The 17687-nt window shown below is 46.6% G+C and carries 14 protein-coding genes; 7 read left to right on the forward strand and 7 right to left on the reverse strand.

Annotation, left to right across the window (positions count from 1 at the left end):
- Nucleotides 1-124 precede the first annotated feature (124 nt).
- Both ACZ5V1_RS04010 and ACZ5V1_RS04015 read right to left on the reverse strand, forming a co-directional pair.
- Complete coding sequence (locus tag ACZ5V1_RS04010; RefSeq protein WP_464390728.1) at nucleotides 125-1129, reverse strand: TDT family transporter; 1005 nt, start codon at nucleotides 1127-1129, stop codon at nucleotides 125-127.
- A gap of 361 nt (nucleotides 1130-1490) precedes the next feature.
- On the reverse strand, nucleotides 1491-2780 hold the full coding sequence (locus ACZ5V1_RS04015) for a rhodanese-like domain-containing protein (RefSeq protein ID WP_464390729.1): 1290 nt from the start codon (nucleotides 2778-2780) through the stop codon (nucleotides 1491-1493).
- Between the two features lie 182 nt (nucleotides 2781-2962).
- On the opposite strand from ACZ5V1_RS04015, the gene ACZ5V1_RS04020 reads away from it, so the two are divergent.
- Nucleotides 2963-3859 (forward strand): DMT family transporter, encoded by an 897-nt coding sequence (locus tag ACZ5V1_RS04020; protein ID WP_464390730.1) that lies wholly within the window; start codon nucleotides 2963-2965, stop codon nucleotides 3857-3859.
- Here ACZ5V1_RS04020 and ACZ5V1_RS04025 read toward each other — a convergent pair.
- Both ACZ5V1_RS04025 and ACZ5V1_RS04030 read right to left on the reverse strand, forming a co-directional pair.
- Entirely contained in the window at nucleotides 3840-5339 is a 1500-nt protein-coding gene (locus ACZ5V1_RS04025) for a cryptochrome/photolyase family protein (RefSeq protein ID WP_464390731.1), read from the reverse strand. The two genes, ACZ5V1_RS04020 and ACZ5V1_RS04025, sit on opposite strands and share 20 nt — an antisense overlap.
- 114 nt (nucleotides 5340-5453) lie before the next feature.
- Nucleotides 5454-6200: a UPF0280 family protein gene (locus ACZ5V1_RS04030; protein ID WP_373793983.1), complete on the reverse strand. Its 747-nt coding sequence runs from the start codon at nucleotides 6198-6200 to the stop codon at nucleotides 5454-5456.
- A 467-nt stretch (nucleotides 6201-6667) separates the two neighbouring features.
- Here ACZ5V1_RS04030 and argF point away from each other — a divergent pair, with 467 nt between their 5' ends.
- The 4 genes from argF (at nucleotide 6668) to ACZ5V1_RS04050 (ending at nucleotide 11218) form a co-directional block, all read left to right on the forward strand.
- Nucleotides 6668-7573 (forward strand): ornithine carbamoyltransferase, encoded by a 906-nt coding sequence (gene argF / locus ACZ5V1_RS04035; protein WP_160715732.1) that lies wholly within the window; start codon nucleotides 6668-6670, stop codon nucleotides 7571-7573.
- Nucleotides 7574-7723: 150 nt separating this feature from the next.
- A complete protein-coding gene (locus tag ACZ5V1_RS04040; RefSeq protein ID WP_464390732.1) occupies nucleotides 7724-8920 on the forward strand; it encodes an argininosuccinate synthase in 1197 nt (398 codons plus the stop codon).
- Between the two features lie 9 nt (nucleotides 8921-8929).
- The gene (gene argH, locus ACZ5V1_RS04045) at nucleotides 8930-10309 is read left to right on the forward strand and encodes an argininosuccinate lyase (protein WP_464390733.1); all 1380 of its coding nucleotides are present in this window, start codon (nucleotides 8930-8932) and stop codon (nucleotides 10307-10309) included.
- A 651-nt stretch (nucleotides 10310-10960) separates the two neighbouring features.
- Entirely contained in the window at nucleotides 10961-11218 is a 258-nt protein-coding gene (locus ACZ5V1_RS04050) for an RNA recognition motif domain-containing protein (RefSeq protein ID WP_464390734.1), read from the forward strand.
- 137 nt (nucleotides 11219-11355) lie between these two features.
- Here ACZ5V1_RS04050 and ACZ5V1_RS04055 read toward each other — a convergent pair whose 3' ends face one another.
- The 3 genes from ACZ5V1_RS04055 to ACZ5V1_RS04065 form a co-directional block, all read right to left on the reverse strand.
- Nucleotides 11356-11895 carry a hypothetical protein gene (locus tag ACZ5V1_RS04055; RefSeq protein ID WP_464390735.1) on the reverse strand — a complete coding sequence of 180 codons (540 nt, stop codon included), beginning with the start codon at nucleotides 11893-11895 and terminating at the stop codon, nucleotides 11356-11358.
- Nucleotides 11896-12184: 289 nt separating this feature from the next.
- Nucleotides 12185-13255 (reverse strand): branched-chain amino acid aminotransferase, encoded by a 1071-nt coding sequence (locus ACZ5V1_RS04060; protein WP_464390736.1) that lies wholly within the window; start codon nucleotides 13253-13255, stop codon nucleotides 12185-12187.
- Nucleotides 13256-13486: 231 nt separating this feature from the next.
- On the reverse strand, nucleotides 13487-14491 hold the full coding sequence (locus ACZ5V1_RS04065; protein WP_464390737.1) for a hypothetical protein: 1005 nt from the start codon (nucleotides 14489-14491) through the stop codon (nucleotides 13487-13489).
- 340 nt (nucleotides 14492-14831) lie between these two features.
- Here ACZ5V1_RS04065 and ybgF point away from each other — a divergent pair, with 340 nt between their 5' ends.
- Nucleotides 14832-15872 carry a tol-pal system protein YbgF gene (ybgF, locus tag ACZ5V1_RS04070; protein ID WP_464390738.1) on the forward strand — a complete coding sequence of 347 codons (1041 nt, stop codon included), beginning with the start codon at nucleotides 14832-14834 and terminating at the stop codon, nucleotides 15870-15872.
- A 9-nt stretch (nucleotides 15873-15881) separates the two neighbouring features.
- On the forward strand, nucleotides 15882-17618 hold the full coding sequence (gene dprA, locus ACZ5V1_RS04075) for a DNA-processing protein DprA (protein ID WP_464390739.1): 1737 nt from the start codon (nucleotides 15882-15884) through the stop codon (nucleotides 17616-17618).
- Nucleotides 17619-17687 lie beyond the last annotated feature (69 nt).

The following is a 17687-nucleotide window of genomic DNA, read 5'->3' on the forward strand; positions in this document are numbered from 1 at the left end:
GCATATTGAAAAAGCCAAAATCTAACATGCAATGGATGTTAGACTTTGGCTCTTTCTAGTGCCGTTGCATTGCACTTGTGAGGATCACGCTGGGCAATACTGTTTTGTCGCTAGGCGGAAAAAATTAGTGAGAAACTGTTCCTGCTACCATACGCGCTTTATGGAAGGACGGGAAAATCGCTTCCTTCGGGAAGAAAAAGAGTGCGTAGCGGATAGCAACGTAGGAAACGATAATGGTTGCAATGTACAGTTCCATTGTTGCAAGGCTTGCTACCTGATCTACAATCTCCTGCTGCCATCCCTGTGCGCTCATCCATGCACTGGATTTGTACAGTGCGGTAGACCCGATTACGAGCGGGAATGTGAAAGCGGCGAATCCAGGGCTGAAAGGAAGACGAAGAAGCTTTGTAAAGGCTACGTAGAGTACAAATGTCATGAGTACTGCAATGCCGAGTAATACTGCAACAATAAGTGCAGAAGGAGTGCTTGTCATGGACAGGTAGCCTGCAAGTGAGAGACTTGCCGGTGCTGCCATAATTGCGATGGTCGGCTTTGCTGCGTCCACAATTTCATTACAGAAGATGAGACGGTAGATCATGATCGGCAACATGATGGCGTAAGCAACCATGCCGAAGTACAATAATAATGTTGCAAAAGAGTAGAAGTGTGTGCCAGCGAAGCTTACGTTAGCTACGATAATGCCCACTGGTGGCACAAACCAGCTCGGAACCATTTTCTGTAAAGAAAAGTCGTTGATCTGGTGAAAAATAAAGAATGCAAGAAATATAAGGTGAATTCCGACAGCTGCAAGCCAGAGTGCTTCGCCTGCCATTGGAGCAAATTTTGAAACTGCGTTGGAGATAACCATTGTTGCCATGGCGAATGTTGGAGCAACGCTGCCAACAACGGGATGAGCAAGATCGTTCAGCAACGTTTTAGGGTAGAAAACAAAACGAGCGAGGAGCGCAACGAGTAACATGGCAGCAATAGCTGCACCTGTTAACTGTGCGTAGCCCTGTAAAGGTGCTGCATTTTCCCAACACCAACCAAGGCTGGCAATACCAAGAGCAAGACCGGCAGTAGGAGTAGGAAGATCAGCGACTCGAATAATAGTTTTCGGATGGTTCATGGCGACCTCATTTGTGGTGAATGTGTAAGGTCGTTATAGGGAGAGTTTTTTGTGTAGCATAGTTTAATGTTTTTAATTTTTATGTAAGAAAAATTGAATATCTAAAAATATATGACAGAAATTCTTATTACCGTCTAAAATTCTTACACTTTATTCTTTATCCATTTTTGCGCAGAGGGGAAGCTATAGCATCCCCGTTTAATTATTTTTTTTTAATTCTCTCTTGCGGACGCAAAAAAAGCCAGAATCACATTGCTGCTATACACATGTGATTCTGGCTTTCATAACATCTCTTACTGTACCGAGGGGGTTTGGTAGTTAAGGGGACATACCGACAGTAAGGATGAAAAGAGGCTGGCTGCTACTTCACAGGTGTGCCTGTTGCAGTAGGGTTAGCTGGATTCATACTCCAAATATGCCAACCATCATCATAGAGACTAGCTTGGGTGAACCCCATAGCCTGAGCATACAGTAACGCTTCACTGGCGCGCCAGCCAGTGCCGCAATAAAAAGAAACTTCTTTGTCCGGAGTAATGCCCCATTCTTTCCAGAATGCTGCAATCTCGGTGTAATCGCGCATGGTGTTATCAGGGTTTCGGAAGTCATCCATGTTGTAGGAATCTTTTCCTGCATGTCCCCATGTAGCACCTTTGATGCGCCCTTTAGGCTTAATATATGAGTAGCCGGTTGTTTCACCGATGTATTCATCCCATGTACGGATTGAAACAAGCTCGCCATTTTTATCTTTAAGAATTCGCTTTGCCTCTTTCATGTCGATGATGAGGCTTGTGTCTGGAGTCGCTGTACCAAAATTCGTGGCTGGTGTCGGCGTTACTTCGGTTCGTTCTGTTTTGAATCCGGCTGCCTTCCATGCGGAAAGTCCTCCGTTAAGGATTCGAACGTCTTTTACGCCGAGGGAACGCATGGCAACGGCTGCGCGTGCTGCGTCAATTCCAGCTTCACCGTACAGTACCACTGGTGTGTCTGCGGTAACGCCGATCGAGAGCAGGTTAGCGCGAATTTCATCAGCTGGAAGGTAGTTCCATCTGCGTGCTTCAGATTCAAGAAGGTCGGTATTCAGGTGCACAGCTGTAGGAATGTGGTTCTGATTGTATACTTTGCCTTCGCCCCATGAGGCTTCCACAACGAGAATGCTTTTTTCAGCAAGACGTTTTTGTACCCATTGGGCAGGAACAATACCTTCGTAATGCGGCAGACGCTCAAGAGGTAATCCTGCTTGTGCCCATGCGGCAAAGGATTCTTTATAGAGGGAAATTTTAGGTGCGCTGATGCCTTGTTCTACAAGCCAGTTAGCTACGATGGTAGCCTGTTCTAGCGTGTATCCGTAGACGATAATGGATTTGGCAGCGGAGAGATTTTTTGCCGCAGTTACTTCAGCAGTACGGGGAAGGTCTTGTGTAACCCAGGAAGCTGAAAGGTTGGTGGCAGCGGGAAGGTGTCCCGTGCGTTTCTCACCCTGTAATGCCCAGCCGTTAAAGGCATTGGGATTACGTGCATCCACAATACGTGTACCTTGCTGGCTGCGCAGCGTGTCAACTTGCGCTGTGTCGAGCTGGGGAAATGTGGTAGCAAAAGCTGCTGTGGAAATAAGAAGAGCAAAGAATGTGTATACAATGGTGCGAAACGCCATGAAGACTCCCGAAAAAGATTTTCCATTTGATAACCTACCTGAGGAGATAGAACAAATTGAATAAACTAATAGAAGGGGTGGGCGGGTATAGAGTGATGTGATTGAATGAGCTTGCATTATGCAACTCACTAACTTACTGAATAAAGTTTGTGAGTGCTAACACGTTTTACAATGAGAAAATAATGAATCTTCCTCCTCAGCTTGCTCGTTATGGCGGATATCTGTTTGCGTTGATGGCCACCGTTATCTGGTCCGGTAACTTTATTGTTGCCCGTGGATTATCCAGTGAGATTGCTCCGGTTACCCTTGCTTTTTGCCGCTGGACAACCGCGACAGTTGTTTTGTTGCCGTTTGCATTTGCTGCATTGTACCGCCAGCGTACAGAGCTGCTTTCAAGTTTGCGTCATCTTATCCCCACAGCATTTATGGGTGTTACCGTCTTTAACACCTTAATTTATATTGCAGGGCATAAGACTACGGCGCTGAATTTGTCGTTGATTGCTATTTTCTCACCAGTCTTCATTATCGTTCTGGCGCATATCTTTTTGAATGATCGCATCACTATCACGCGTCTGTGTGGTGTTGTGCTTTCTGTGCTGGGTGTTGTTATGTTAACAACCCGTGGTGACCTTGGGTTGTTGCTTGAATTGCAGTTTAATGAAGGCGATTTGCTGATGCTGTTTGCCACACTCATTTTTGCAATCTACACCATTTTAGTCCGCCGTAAGCCGGTTACGTTACTGCCGACAGCGTACCTTGGTGCTAACTTTATTCTTGGTTGGATAATGCTGTTGCCATGGGTGTTGTGGGAGTGGACATACGCACCGCCTGTTATGCCAGCACCGCATGTTTTAGGATCTATCTTATATATTGGTGTAGGCGCATCTCTTTTGGCATACCTCTTTTGGAACTATGCCATCGCAAGCATAGGCCCTGCAAAAGCGGGCATTGTATATTACAGCTTGCCCCTGTTTTGTGGTATTGAGGCGTGGCTAATTTTAGGTGAAGCAATCACATGGGTGCATGGCTTGTCCGGCTTTCTGATCGTCTGCGGTATCTTTATTGCGAACCGTCAATAGCTGGCGGTAGCGACGCAAGGTAGGTTTCCGCCACGGACAGATGTTGTTGTAGCTTGGCTTCATCCATGCGCTGCAATCCCCATATCATGGGGCGTGTGCGGTTGTTACCTTCAAATAGTTCATAATGTGTGAAGATAAAACGCCAGTATAGCCCGTCCCAGATAGGGCACCATTCATCTTGAGGGAAATCGCTCATCTTGCGTACGTAATTGCTACTGCTCACATACGGTTTAGTAGTAATGAGTCCGCCATCCGCGTATTGGCTCATGCCGTACACATTGGGCACCATAACCCAGTCGTAAGAATCTATGAAAAGCTCTAAAAACCACGTGTACACCTGCGTGGGATCGAACTCACAGAGCAACATGAAATTCCCCAGAATCATAAGCCGTTCTATGTGATGGCAATATCCGTGTTCCAGCACTCGTTTGATGACTGTATCCACAGGAGTAATTCCAGTGGTGCCGGTGTAGAACGATGGTGGAATTGGACGGGTATGTTTGAAAAAGTTTGATGTACGCTGCTGCACACCCAGTTTGCAGTAAGTTGCGTGCATAAATTCCCGCCAGCCGATAAGTTGCCGTATAAATCCCTCGATAGAGTTGAGAGGAATCTTGCGTTCTTCCCATATATCCTGAACCGCATTAAGCACCTGCTGCGGACTAAGCAATCCTATGTTCAGTGCCGGAGATATGAGGGCGTGGAAAAGGAAGTCGTGATCGTGCATGATGGCATCCTGATAGATACCGAAGTGCGGCAGCTTGTGTTCGATGAAGTCATCAAGCCATTGTTGTGCCTGTTCATGTGTGTGCGGGTAGAGAAGTTGTAAGTCTGAACCGAAAGCATCTGGATAGGTTGCTGTTACGTGCGCGTATGCCTCTGCGGCAAACGGAGATGTTACATCCGGTGGCGGTGGGGGAACCGGCACAATACCATCATACGCATAGCGATTCTGGCTATCCATGGACCATTTTCCGCCCACTGGCTTTCCGTTTTCCTGTAGCAGTACGTTTAACGTTTTACGCTGGGCAGAATAGAATGATGCCTGACGCGGCTTGTCGCCCAACAGCGTCTCGGCTTCGTCTTTTTGCAAAAAGAATAAAGGGGTAGGTAGTGTGGTCAGGATGATGTTGCGAGCAGTGCATTCTCGCTCGAGTCGTTTTTCCAGCAGGTAATCTGAAAGGGCGGCAATGTAGATGTGAGTAATTTCGGCTTCTGCCAGTGCTGTAAACAGATTGTGCATGTCTGGCGATGGATGGTGAGGAATGTACGTGGTTGCGTGTCCCGCCTGTTGCAGACGGTGCTCATATGCCTTCAGACTGGCGCGATGAAGCATGAGTTTTTGTTTATGAAAGTTGCTCTGCCAGCGGTGATCGCCAAACATAAGCTGTTCTTCCAATAAAAAGACAGGACGGTTCTGCACAACGGCAGGGTGATCCAAAAAAAGCTGATGGGGAAAGACTACTGCTGCTTCTCGCATATCAACACCTCGTCAGAGCAGTGTATCAGGTCGTACGGTTTACTTCCATTATGCTCGTAGAGTTTGTTGGTATGCGAGATTCAGCAGGATAAATTGGTATGTTGTGCCCAATTCTTAAACAACGGCTAATTCCATTTTGCCCCATACGCTGACTTTGTCACCGCACTGGGCAAAAACGCCTTCAATACCGTGGTGCTGCAAGCGCACGGCCTCTTCTGTAACGCGTTCCACATCGCCGGGAAGTTTCAGCATATTACAAAATGAGGTTGCACATGCATCCGCAAGGCTGCCGTTTTTGGATCGAACTGCAACAAGTTCGCCCGAGCCTAAGCTGATGGAATGCCCGATGGTAGCGGAGGAGGCACAGATCCCCACAGGGAAGTCTGTATCATCCAGCTTAATACCAACGGTGGCATCACTGTTAGGGTCCGGTAACAGACCTGCAATTCTTGGTTTGGACGAAAGCATGTATACGTCGCCGCCGTTCTCAACAATAAGTTCGGGGCTCTGATATGCAAATTTTTCGCACACCATCTGTGAGATAGTGCCAGCCACTGCCGCCATAGGTCCAACATTAGCAATGCTGGCAGCTTCTGCCATACGTCTAATGATGAGTGCCGCGTGCTCCGGCACAACTACAGGGGAAAAGCTTTCCAAAAACTCGGGGTGAAATGTGATATAGGACTTCAACATGCCGCGTAGTTCTGTCACATACGCGGCAATCTCTAGAGATAGATTTTTACATGCAGTCACATGCAAGTCTGTCTCTTCGACTAAAACTTGAAATGCCTGTTCATCATCGTGCCGCGTATACTGCTGCCGATAATGTCGCAGGGGATTGCTGTATGCTTTTGTACTCATTGTGAACATATACCGAGGCTTGCATAGTTTTGCAACACTTCAAAAATGGAACCGTTTGCATATTGATGACAGAGGCATAGGGCAACGCCTTTTGGTCTGTAATGTGAGCTCCGGTTAAAATGAGGCGCTACAGTAGTGCAGGGCAGTGTTTTAAGTGGATATTCCACGAGAAATTCATACGGCGTGGGTTTACAAGATTGGTCATTCAGCCTAAAACATCTGCTTCAGGTTATTTTCGGCAAGGATATTCCAGATTGATGGCAACCTTGTACATTGCTTTGCTGCTTTAAAGCGCCAAATGTCACATACCTCTATGTATGCTTTGATCTTGGTTTTTTTGCACTTTGCACTGCACATATTTGCTTCAATCCGGTAAAAATAGCTTTAAAAGCTGCAAGTTCTGCTGAAAGTCTGAGACTATTTTTTAAGGATTTTATTGGGAAAGCACATAATTACAGGGGGTCATGATGACCAAGCACTTTACACGTATCAGAGATTTGGGTTGCCAAGCTGCATATGACCTTATTGCCCGCGCTAAAGAGATGAAGGACACTGATCACCGAAGTGAACTTCTTGCTGGTAAAACAGCGATTATGCTTTTCGAGAAGGCATCCACCCGTACACGCGTTTCTTTTGAAACTGCTGTGTACCAACTTGGCGGTAAAACCATTTTTATGACTCCAGCTGAAAGCCAGTTGGGTCGAAGTGAACCGTTAAAAGATACTGCTCGAGTGCTCTCCCGATACAATGACTGTATGATTGTTCGAACCTTCGGTCAGGAAAACATTGAACAGCTGGTACACTATGGTGATATTCCGGTTGTAAACGCGCTTACTGACCAAGGGCACCCATGTCAGATTATGAGTGACCTCTTAACTATCCACGAGCGCACTCCTAACTTTGACGCAGTACGTGTTGCATGGATTGGCGATGGCAACAACATGGCCAACTCATGGATTGAAGCTGCAATGTACTTTCCGTTTGAGCTGTTTATGGCGTTTCCGGAAGGCTACGAGCCGGATAAAGAGCTGCTTGCATTTGCGTTGCAGGCTGGAGCTAAAATCTTCTGTACTCATGAGCCTAAATTGGCTCTCGACGGTGCACACTACGTAAACACAGACGTATGGGCATCAATGGGACAGGAAGAAGAGCAAAAGCGTCGTGAAAAAGCATTTGCAGGATATATGATTGATGAGAAGATGATGGCTCTTGCTCACCCGGACGCAATGTTTATGCATTGTCTGCCGGCACACCGCGGTGAAGAAGTGAGTGAAGAAGTTATCGAAGGTCCGGCTTCAATTGTATGGGATCAGGCAGAAAACCGCCTTCACATGCAAAAAGCAATTCTCGAATGGGTATTCAAAGCAGATTAAGACAAACAGACAACAGACTGTGTCGCTGCTAGGAATATAAATTCAAAGCAGTATACACATTACGTTGCTGATTTTTTGAGATTTGTTGCTAGATAGTATGCGGAGCATGTAATGTGCTCCGCTTTTCAATAAAAGAATGGAAGGTACGAAATGTCTAATGATATTAAAAAAGTAGTGCTCGCATACTCCGGCGGGCTCGATACTTCTGTAATCCTCAAATGGATTGCGCTTACTTACAATTGTGAAGTTGTTACTCTTACTGCTGACTTAGGTCAGGAGGAAGATCTCGACGGCGTAGATGAAAAAGCATTGGCTACCGGTGCTACTCGCGCATACGTTGAAGACCTTCGTGAAGAGTACGCACGCGATTTTATCTTTCCGATGATGCGCGCTAACGCAATCTACGAAGGCCGCTACCTGCTCGGTACTTCCATTGCGCGTCCGCTTATCACCAAACGCCTTATCGAAATTGCTCACGAGGAAGGCGCTCAGGCAGTAGCACACGGCGCAACCGGTAAAGGCAACGATCAGGTTCGTTTCGAACTTTCTGCAATGGCTCTTGATCCATCCATCAAAGTTATTGCTCCTTGGCGTGAATGGAACTTCCGTTCCCGTACTGATCTCACCAACTTTGCTGAGCAGCACGACATTCCGCTTCCGGTTGCTGAGTCCCGTAAACTGTACTCCATGGACAGAAACATGCTTCACTGCTCCTTTGAAGGTGGCGAGCTGGAAAACCCTTGGCTTGAGCCGGGTCCAGGTTCCTACCTCATGTCTGTTCCAGTAGAACAGGCTCCGGACGAAGCAGAGTACATTGAACTCGAATTTATCAGCGGTGACCCTGTTGCTCTTAACGGTGAAAAATTAAGCCCAGCCGAAATGGTTAAAGCGCTTAACACTGTTGGCGGTAAACACGGTGTTGGTCGTCTCGATATGGTTGAAAACCGCTTTGTTGGCATGAAGTCACGTGGCGTGTACGAAACCCCGGGCGGCACAATTCTGCACGTTGCTCATCGCGATCTCGAAGGCATCTGCCTCGACCGTGACACCATGCACCTGCGTGACTCCTTGATTCCTAAGTACGCTGATTGCATCTACAACGGATTCTGGTTCGCTCCAGAGCGTGAAGCAATGCAGAAACTTATCGATGAAACCCAGAAAAACGTTTCCGGTACTGTTCGTCTTAAACTGTACAAAGGCAACGCTACTCCTGTTGGCCGTAAGTCTCCTTACTCTCTCTACCGCGAAGACCTCGCAACTTTTGAAGAGGACGATGTTTACGATCAGGCAGACGCAGCTGGCTTCATTAAGCTTCAGGGCTTACGTCTGCTCGGCTACAAAAAGTAGGTTTTCATCATGGCAGAAAAAAAGATGTGGGGCGGACGTTTTCGTCAGAAAACCGCTGCGCTCGTAGAAGAATATACAGAATCTGTTTCCTACGATAAAAATCTCTACAAGCAGGATATCGCAGGGTCTAAAGCCCATGCGCGTATGCTCGCTCGTCAGCAGGTTATTTCTCAGGCAGATGCAGATTCCATCGTATCCGGCCTTGATGCTATTCTTAAGGAAATTGAAGACGGTCAGTTCCAGTGGAAAACTGAGTACGAAGATGTTCACATGAACATCGAAAGCCGTCTTTCTGAACTTATCGGTGATGCTGGCAAACGCCTGCATACCGGACGTTCCAGAAACGATCAGGTGGCGCTTGATTTCCGCCTGTACGTGTCTGACTCTATCCGCGAATGGCAGGACCTTATTAAAGGCGTAGTTGCTGAGCTTGTTAAACAGGCAGAAGAGCACGTGGATACCTTGCTTCCAGGTTGCACTCATATGCAGCCAGCACAGCCTGTATCCCTTGCACATCATCTTCTTGCCTACGCATGGATGCTTCAGCGCGATTTCGATCGTCTGGTAGACTGCGACAAACGCGCTCGTGTGTGTCCGCTTGGTGCAGCAGCACTTGCAGGCACCACATACCCGCTTGATCCTGCATCAGTTGCAGAAGAACTCGGCATGTACGGAACTTTCAAAAACTCTATGGATGCGGTGTCCGACAGAGATTTTGTTCTGGAATCCTTGTTCGACGGTTCACTCGTTATGACGCATCTTTCGCGTCTCAACGAAGAACTCGTATACTGGGCAAACCCTAACTTCGGGTACATCTACCTGCCAGATGCTTACGCCACCGGCTCAAGCATCATGCCGCAGAAGAAAAACCCTGATGTTTCGGAGATCATGCGCGGTAAAGTAGGTCGTACTTTCGGTTCTCTCATGAATCTGCTCGCTACAGTTAAAGGTCTTCCAATGACCTACAACCGTGACATGCAGGAAGATAAAGAGCCGTTTATTGATACTGATAAAACAGTTTCAACATCCCTCGCCATAATGGCAGGTATGCTTTCCGAATTGCGTTTCAATACAAAACGCATGGAAGAAGTGCTCAAACAGGGCTTCCTTAACGCAACAGAACTCGCTGACTACCTTGTAGGCAAAGGCGTTCCGTTCCGTGAAGCTCACCACATCACCGGCGCTGCGGTGGCGCTTGCAGAAGACAAGAACAAAGGACTCGAAGATCTCAGCATCGAAGAGTTCAATACTGTTTCTGATCTGATTGCAGACGATGTGTACGAAGTACTTTCCTACAAAAATGCTGTCGCTCGTCGCAGAACTCAGGGTGGTACTGGCCCCGATGCTGTAAGAGCACAGATTGCAGAATTGAACGACTGGCTTAGCTAAGTCGGACAACATAGATTCCCAAAGGGGGCAGCGGTTGCTGTCTCCTTTTTTTGTGCTTTTTTACGATGTCCACCGTTGGTTTTTTTGGGGAAACCATTAGCTGTGGTTACCAGCAAGGAGCCTCTGGCGGTGCTTGTTAGCGGGGCAGCGGGATGTCTCCGACAGCGCCTATCAGCGGGATGCCTCTGGCAGGTCTACGACGCTTTTTTGTCTCCGACGGCTGGGGAAAACCTTTCTGTAGAAAGGTTCTTCCCCAGACCCCTTTCCAAAGACTTTTATTAGCGAGGGTGTCCCGTATATTATGGTCTCACGCGGCTTATGCGCCACTACCTTGGGTTGCTTGTTTAATCTTTGGGTTTGTTAGGCTTATGCCTCGCTATCTTGGGTATGGTCTGTTGTGTGTCAGTTCTCTTGATATGATTAACTTGAAGTGTGTCTGGTTAAGTCAGCTTTTCTTTGTGTGCGCGGGGTAGAGCACATCAGTGTGGAGCTTGTGGGATATGCAAGGGGAAGTAGGTATCGGGTGAGGTTGTGGGGGGAGAATATTCTGCGGGATATTTTATTGGGCGTATATTTTCGTTGCGACCACTCCCAATTTCGGTATATTGCAGCAGAACCACGGGAGAGCCGTGAAATTTTATGGAGAATCAGATGGTAAAAAGTATTTTTGTTGGCAACCTTGCATGGTCTGCTGAAGACGACGACTTGCGTGACTTCTTTGAAGAATGTGGCACCGTAATCCGTGTACGCATTATGAAAGATCAGGAAACTGGTCGTTCCCGCGGGTTTGCCTTTGTAGACATGGATGCTGATGAAGCAGACGCTGCAATTGAAATCCTTAATGGAAAAAACTTGATGGGTCGCCCAGCAACTCTTTCCGAAGCTAAAGCACGCGAGCCACGTCGCTAGTAACTGCTTTTTAGCTACTACAACAAATTTCGGTGTGTAAAAGCCCTTACCTCTCATAGGTAGGGGCTTTTTTTATTTTGATAGCCAGAGGTTGGTGAATGAAACTAGTATGCTTTTTTTGAATATATTTAGAATACTCAATCTGGATAAGGGAGCCGAACGTCAATTTCTTTTAAGAATAATAGGTAGTTATATATTGAATCAAACAGGTCATCAGTTGTTCCAATTGAATTAGATGGCCGTGCTTGGAATGCATGGATGATATTTCTATGTTTTTGAATGTTATTCAAAAAAGAAATTGTAGTTTCATCGAAGTTAGCATGTTTGCTTGAAAGGATTTTGAGTGGTTCAAAAGTTAGCTTGTCTGGTGTAATAATTCTTTCATTTCTTTTCTTATTCGGGTGCTTAAGATAATCATTCAAATATACACAGTAGAATAATTTTAGCGTACCTTCGACTAAGGCTCCAAGGTTTGCCCAAGCTAAAATTAATTCTCCTGATGATAAATTGGAGTGGTTTATCCATTTCTTGAGACAGTGAGCTAGAGATATTTGCCAATCTAGTTGAGCTGTGGCTAATAGTTCTGCTGAGTTGTCAGGAGCCCACCCGCGTGCATTTGACCAAAAGTTTTTATGCATCTCGTTTATCTTTATGATGTCATCAACAACTTCTTTCATATATTCTCCCAGTGATAAAGAGCACTGATAAGGTTTAAATACGACAGCTGTAGGTAGCTGCTTATATTTTTCTTATCTTTTATCATCAGGTGTTATATAGTAAATAAGAATCGCGCTGGTAAGTAAAGATAGAACAAATGGAGTTAGTCGCGTTGTGCTGTCAAGAGGACTCCTCTTGCGGGGTGGAGGGGCAGCGCCCCCTCGCCGAAGGCATTCACTAAGTTGAGTTAGCCACAAAAAAAAGGCGCCCAAAAGGGCGCCTTTTTAGTTCTCTAGGGGCAGGTGATGCTTAGTAGCGAGGAACCTGAACGAGCCAGCCTTCTGGAGCTTCAGTATCGCCGCGCTGCATGCTTACGTATTTATCGTAGATAGCGCGGGTGTGTTCACCGATTTCGCCGTTACCTACAACGTATTCTTTGCCAGCATCGGTTACGTATTTACCAACAGGGGTAATTACTGCTGCGGTACCGAAACCGCCAGCTTCGATGATGTCACCGTTTTCAATTTGCTCGAGGAAATCAGCAATTTTGATACGTTCCTGACGAGCATTCGGGAAAAGATCCAGCACTGACTGAGAAGTGATGGACTTAAGGATTGTGTCGGTAAATTCTGGAATGATGATAGTACCGTCTTTCTTGATATGGAAGTGGTTCATTGCACCAACTTCTTCAAGGTAGGTATTGGTTGTATCAAGGTAGAGTACCTGAGCACAATTTTTTGATTTTGCAAATTCCTGTGCACGCAGGGACGCGGCGTAGTTGCCACATGCTTTAGCAGCACCGGTGCCGCCTGGTGTAGCGCGGTGGAACTTTTCTGTTACGAGCAGTGTAACTGTGTTGCTGAAGCCACCAGCGTAGTAAGGGCCACTTGGTGAAAGCATGATACAGTAAGTGTATTTAGCACTTGGATGTACACCAAGGGAGTCCTGTGTCGCGAACATGAACGGGCGAATGTACAGAGAAGATTCTTCAATGTTTGGACACCAGTCACGTTCAACGTCGAGCAGGCGATTGAGTGCTTCAACCTGAAGATCTACTGGAATTTCAGGCATGCAGAGAATTCGTGCAGATTCGTTAAGGCGTTCTGCGTTTTTATCAAAGCGCCATGTGAAAATCTCATCATTGCGCTGAAATGCTTTTGCACCTTCAAAAATAGCCTGACCGTAATGGAGTACCATAGCGCCAGGGGCAATAGAGAAGTCCTGATAAGGAACAATGCGTCCGTTTTTCCATTCGCCATCTTCGTAATCGCAAAGGAACATGTGGTCACTGCGCATCTGGCCGAATGAGAGTGTTTCAAGCTCTAACAAACATTCGTGATTCCGTTTTTCTTCAGGGAGCAAATCAAGTTTAAAATCCATTCCAGAATCCTCTTCTATCCGGTTGCATACCGTTTATAATTCAAATTGGTGGTTCACCAATATTCAGTCAATCTGAAGAATATTTGAACAGATTAACATATGTTGTCAACGACTTTTGTACAATAGTGTAAGTTCAGCTGCGAGTTCTAATTGTGTTAAAAAGTGTGAGGAAAAAAGAAAGCCCGACGCTATCTGCGTCGGGCTTTCTAAAAACTCGCAATGAGTTGGACGCTAGCTAACAATTATTGGCTGTACCATGGTCATCATGATGCCAATGTAGGCTGCGAACAATAGACTGATGTCGGCAATAACCATGACGATTCCGGCACAGTAGATGCTGACTTTTCTGCGCATTGGTGTTGCGCTAAGTACAATAAATGTCCAGAGAATGCAGGCAAAGACAGGCAGAAGAAGGGCAAAAGCCCACGCCATTACAATTGGGTTCTGCAACAGGTCTTTAAACATACTCGTGGTTATGAGTTCAGTAACAACGGACAGGTGGGTAGCTGCAAGCATTGCAAAGGAAGCTGCAAGCTGGAGCACGGTGCCACCAATAGCCCATTTGGCTGCGTATGGTATTGCAAATTTATAGTAATCACGACCGAAGTCGTCTTTTTCTCTACGGGATATCAGGTACATTTGCCCGAAGGTGCCGCACAGGGCGAAGCCTGTGATGAGACCAAGACCGATGTAGGTAATGAATGCTTTTGAACTTGCGGCCGTAACAAGCGCGGTCAGTATCTCGAGCGGTGTGCCAACAGAAGGAAGGAAATGTTCAATGGACTGAAGCACGTTTGCAAACATTCCAATGCAGATAACTGCACAGAACAAGAGAGCAGAACTTGTCAGACCAAGAGCTATGTGCGCGCTTTTTTGTTTGCGCATAGCTTTCCAAGCTTTGAAGTACACGGTCAAGACGATTGATGCGAGTACGATAACGCCGATCGTTATAAACAGTGGCAGTTGATACGGGCCTTGAAGCATAATCGGATCAACTGTCAGGTAGCGGGCAACTCCAAGGGCGAGTATTGCCAGCGTGGTGCCACCGAAAACGAGACACATACGTGTAAGCTGCTTGCCGAATTTATCGTAGAAACTCTTTTTTTGAGATTTTGCGATGCTCTGGCTGATAGCAGAAATAAGAGGAAGAGACGGCACGGCGAGAACAGTCATAATGACTAAAAAGCCGGCAAGTCTAAGTCCTAAAAACTGAGGGTCGTTGAGTAGCCCATTCATGCTACAAGAACTCCTTTGGATGCATTTGCACGGCTTCTATGCCGAGCAATGGTTTATTGCACCATTTATACACGAAAAGCAAGTTTCCCTGTGTTTGCCAGTATGCACGAAAAAAGGTGTAACAGGTGTTCTTTCTTGAAAAAATAACTTCAGTTGAAAACAAATTGAAGGTATGCTGCGCGTTAGATTGGGTTGCAGGTGTAGTTATCGACTGCTGCATTCGGAAAATGGCTTGATAGCAGCGAGCAGGCATAGAGGAGCGGCAATGATTCGGCGGTTATTCGTAGGTAGTATGATATTAGTATGTTGCGGGTGTAGTACGACGACTATGCATACGGACGTGGCAAGTACTAAGTGGCGTATGGAAAATTTGGAGCAGCGGTTTCTGGATTTTAGAGAAAATGCTGCGTTGCGCGAAGCTGATCTTTCAACGCGTATTGCAAATTTAGAGAAGCAACTGGGTCTTCCTGTCTCGTCGCAAAAAGAATTGATCGGTTCGTCTGCTCAGCTAACATCAGATGTGCATGTTTTTACATCGCCTCGTAGTGTTACTGCTCCGAAACAGAGTATGGCAGACGATCTTAGTGGTTCTGCATTGTCTAGCGGAACCCGAAAAGCGGTTAAAAGAAGCTCTGGCTCAAAGAACGCTGATGCAAACAATTCAGCTGTAGAAAAATCTCTTGAAGCGAATCAACGTCCTGCTGCACAGGCGAAAGGAAATGAACGGGTGCCTTTTGTGCCGTTGAAGAAGGACTCCGCGAAGCCTTCATCGCAGCGTTTGGCTGCTAGTACCACGAGTTCCCAAAAGCCTTCGCGTACATCTTCTGGCAAGCCTTCCGCATCGTCTTCTGTAAAGCCAGCAGCAACGGCTTCGGTTCAATCTGTCAAAACGGCTGCACCAACTCCTGTTGTAAAAACATCTACAACACCAAAAGCTACATTGGCTAGTTCTGCGCCGCGTATTGTTCCTCAGACTCCTAAAAGAAATGTTCGTCCGCCTGTAATGAAGACCGGCTCCACTTCTATGTACAAACATGCCTTGCAGCTTCTTTATAAAGGAAGCTACATAGAAGGGCGTGAGCGTCTTGAAGAATTCTTAACTGAATTTCCACATGATCCACTAATGCCTAATGCTGTGTATTGGGTGGGTGAGTCGTTCTATTCGCAAAAAGATTATCTCATTGCTGTGGACTTGTTCCGTGAAGTGCTTCGTCGTTTTCCAGATAGCAGTAAAGCACAGGCGGCAATGTTGAAAATTGGTTATTCCTATGAGCGGCTGGATGAATTTTCTGAAGCGCGTCGATACCTTCTTAAAGTGGTTGAGAAATATCCAAAAACGAACGAAGCGCGTCTTGCCCGCAAAATGCTTTCCGGTATTTAATAGATAGATATGAATGCAACTCCTGTAAGCTGCCTTGCGACTTTGTCGGAAGATAGACGAGAAGATTTTTGGGCGTCGTTGGCGCTACGGTACACTGCGGGCATCGGATTTAGAACCGCCAAGCGGCTTCTGGTTGAGTATGGTTCTGCCAATGCCGCTATGAAAGACATTAAAGGCTGGTCTGCGCGGGCTTCTATTTCCGCAAAGGTTGTGCAGGCTGTGCTTAGCAACCAGTGGCGGGAGCAGGCACGAAAAGAGTGGGAGAACGCCGCGCAAGTTGCTTGCGAGGTGCTGCTGTGGTCTGATCCTACATATCCTGACCTGTTGCGCGAAATCCCCGATCCACCACTATTTCTGTACTATAAGGGCGATGTTTCGTTGCTGACGAATCCGTCTATCGGAGTTGTCGGCTCCAGACGCTGTTCTAAAGACGGAATACGTACCACTGAGATGCTGAGCCGAACATTGTCTGCCTCCGGTGTGACGACTGTTTCCGGCCTTGCACGCGGTATTGATTCCGTTGCTCATGCCCATGCTCTTGCGGGATGGGGAAGCACTGTTGCTGTTCTTGGTACAGGCATCTCGCATGTGTACCCGCCGGAAAACAGGGATTTATTTTTTGATGTTGCTGACCGCGGCATTATCGTTACTGAATTTCCTCCCAATATGCCTCCGGAAGGGCGCAATTTTCCTTTACGAAACCGTATCATTAGCGGCTTGTCTCTTGGTGTGCTCGTCATCGAAGCAGTACCTAAAAGTGGTAGCCTTATTACTGCACGCCATGCTTTGGAGCAAGGTCGCGAAGTTTTTGCTGTGCCGGGGCGTATGCAGGCGCGTTCTTCATCAGGGTGTCATGATCTTATCCGTCAGGGGGCAACCGCTGTGTTCTCTTGTGACGATATTCTTGTATCTATCGCCCCTTTGCTCGGAATCTCGCTTGATAATTTCACCAGAACAGGGAATATCTCAACCTCAGTTTCTTCTGCGCAACCTTCTGTTGTAGCTCCGATGCCGGATGTCCCAGAACCGGAGGCTGCTGATGTTGTATGTGTAGGTGTCGAACCTCATCAAACAGATGAATCTCATGACGGTGAAGAAGCTACTAAGCCTGAACAACCAACTAAAGTTGAAGAAATTTCTAAGCCTGAAAAAATTGCTAAATCTGAAGAAACTTTTAAGCCTGAAGAAATTATTAAGCTTGAAGAAACGGCTACACCCGAAGAAACTGTCAAAGTAGAAGTTGTCAAACTAGAAGAATCTGCTCAGCCAGCCGAATCTCCTTTTGCGGAACCAGATTCCGTTGAGCCTGATTACAACGAACGAGCTGTTGAGCGTGAGTTAAGCATTGAAGAGCAGCTTCAAGCGATTCCTGAAGTTATTGAGATTCCTTTGTCAGCGCCTGTTGCAAGTGATGAACCTGTAATAACGGACGTAGCTTCAGACGAATCGAATGTTAGCAACGAGAGTGATCATTCTGTTTTGAACTCCAAAGATGATGTCGTGCTTCCTAAGGCTAAGCTTTGGGTGCATTCCGATATTCTGCCGTTGGAAGAAAAAGTTATTGATCCAGATGCGCCGCTCGATGATCGGATAATTTTACTACTAACAGGCGAAGAGTCTGTGCATATAGATGTGCTCAGCAGAATGCTCAGCGTTCCTGCATCGCAGATTAGCACTGCCTTACTGATGCTCGAAGTGGCAGGGATAGTGCGGCAGGTTCCGGGAATGAAGTACGCAAAAGTCTAGCAATCATCCGGTGCGGCACGTCAGTATTCTTCAGACACCAACTTTCTATTGTTGACGGCTGTTGACCGT

It is taken from the genome of Halodesulfovibrio oceani subsp. galateae, from assembly GCF_055397225.1.

Excerpts from the sequence above, each read along its gene's own strand:
- ACZ5V1_RS04055 (WP_464390735.1), bottom strand. The coding sequence starts at position 11,895 with ATGAAAGAAGTTGTTGATGACATCATAAAGATAAACGAGATGCATAAA.
- argF (WP_160715732.1), top strand. The coding sequence starts at position 6,668 with ATGACCAAGCACTTTACACGTATCAGAGATTTGGGTTGCCAAGCTGCA.
- ACZ5V1_RS04060 (WP_464390736.1), bottom strand. The coding sequence starts at position 13,255 with ATGGATTTTAAACTTGATTTGCTCCCTGAAGAAAAACGGAATCACGAA.
- ACZ5V1_RS04025 (WP_464390731.1), bottom strand. The coding sequence starts at position 5,339 with ATGCGAGAAGCAGCAGTAGTCTTTCCCCATCAGCTTTTTTTGGATCAC.
- ACZ5V1_RS04065 (WP_464390737.1), bottom strand. The coding sequence starts at position 14,491 with ATGAATGGGCTACTCAACGACCCTCAGTTTTTAGGACTTAGACTTGCC.
- dprA (WP_464390739.1), top strand. The coding sequence starts at position 15,882 with ATGAATGCAACTCCTGTAAGCTGCCTTGCGACTTTGTCGGAAGATAGA.
- ACZ5V1_RS04020 (WP_464390730.1), top strand. The coding sequence starts at position 2,963 with ATGAATCTTCCTCCTCAGCTTGCTCGTTATGGCGGATATCTGTTTGCG.
- ACZ5V1_RS04010 (WP_464390728.1), bottom strand. The coding sequence starts at position 1,129 with ATGAACCATCCGAAAACTATTATTCGAGTCGCTGATCTTCCTACTCCT.
- ACZ5V1_RS04040 (WP_464390732.1), top strand. The coding sequence starts at position 7,724 with ATGTCTAATGATATTAAAAAAGTAGTGCTCGCATACTCCGGCGGGCTC.
- ACZ5V1_RS04050 (WP_464390734.1), top strand. The coding sequence starts at position 10,961 with ATGGTAAAAAGTATTTTTGTTGGCAACCTTGCATGGTCTGCTGAAGAC.
- ACZ5V1_RS04015 (WP_464390729.1), bottom strand. The coding sequence starts at position 2,780 with ATGGCGTTTCGCACCATTGTATACACATTCTTTGCTCTTCTTATTTCC.
- argH (WP_464390733.1), top strand. The coding sequence starts at position 8,930 with ATGGCAGAAAAAAAGATGTGGGGCGGACGTTTTCGTCAGAAAACCGCT.
- ACZ5V1_RS04030 (WP_373793983.1), bottom strand. The coding sequence starts at position 6,200 with ATGAGTACAAAAGCATACAGCAATCCCCTGCGACATTATCGGCAGCAG.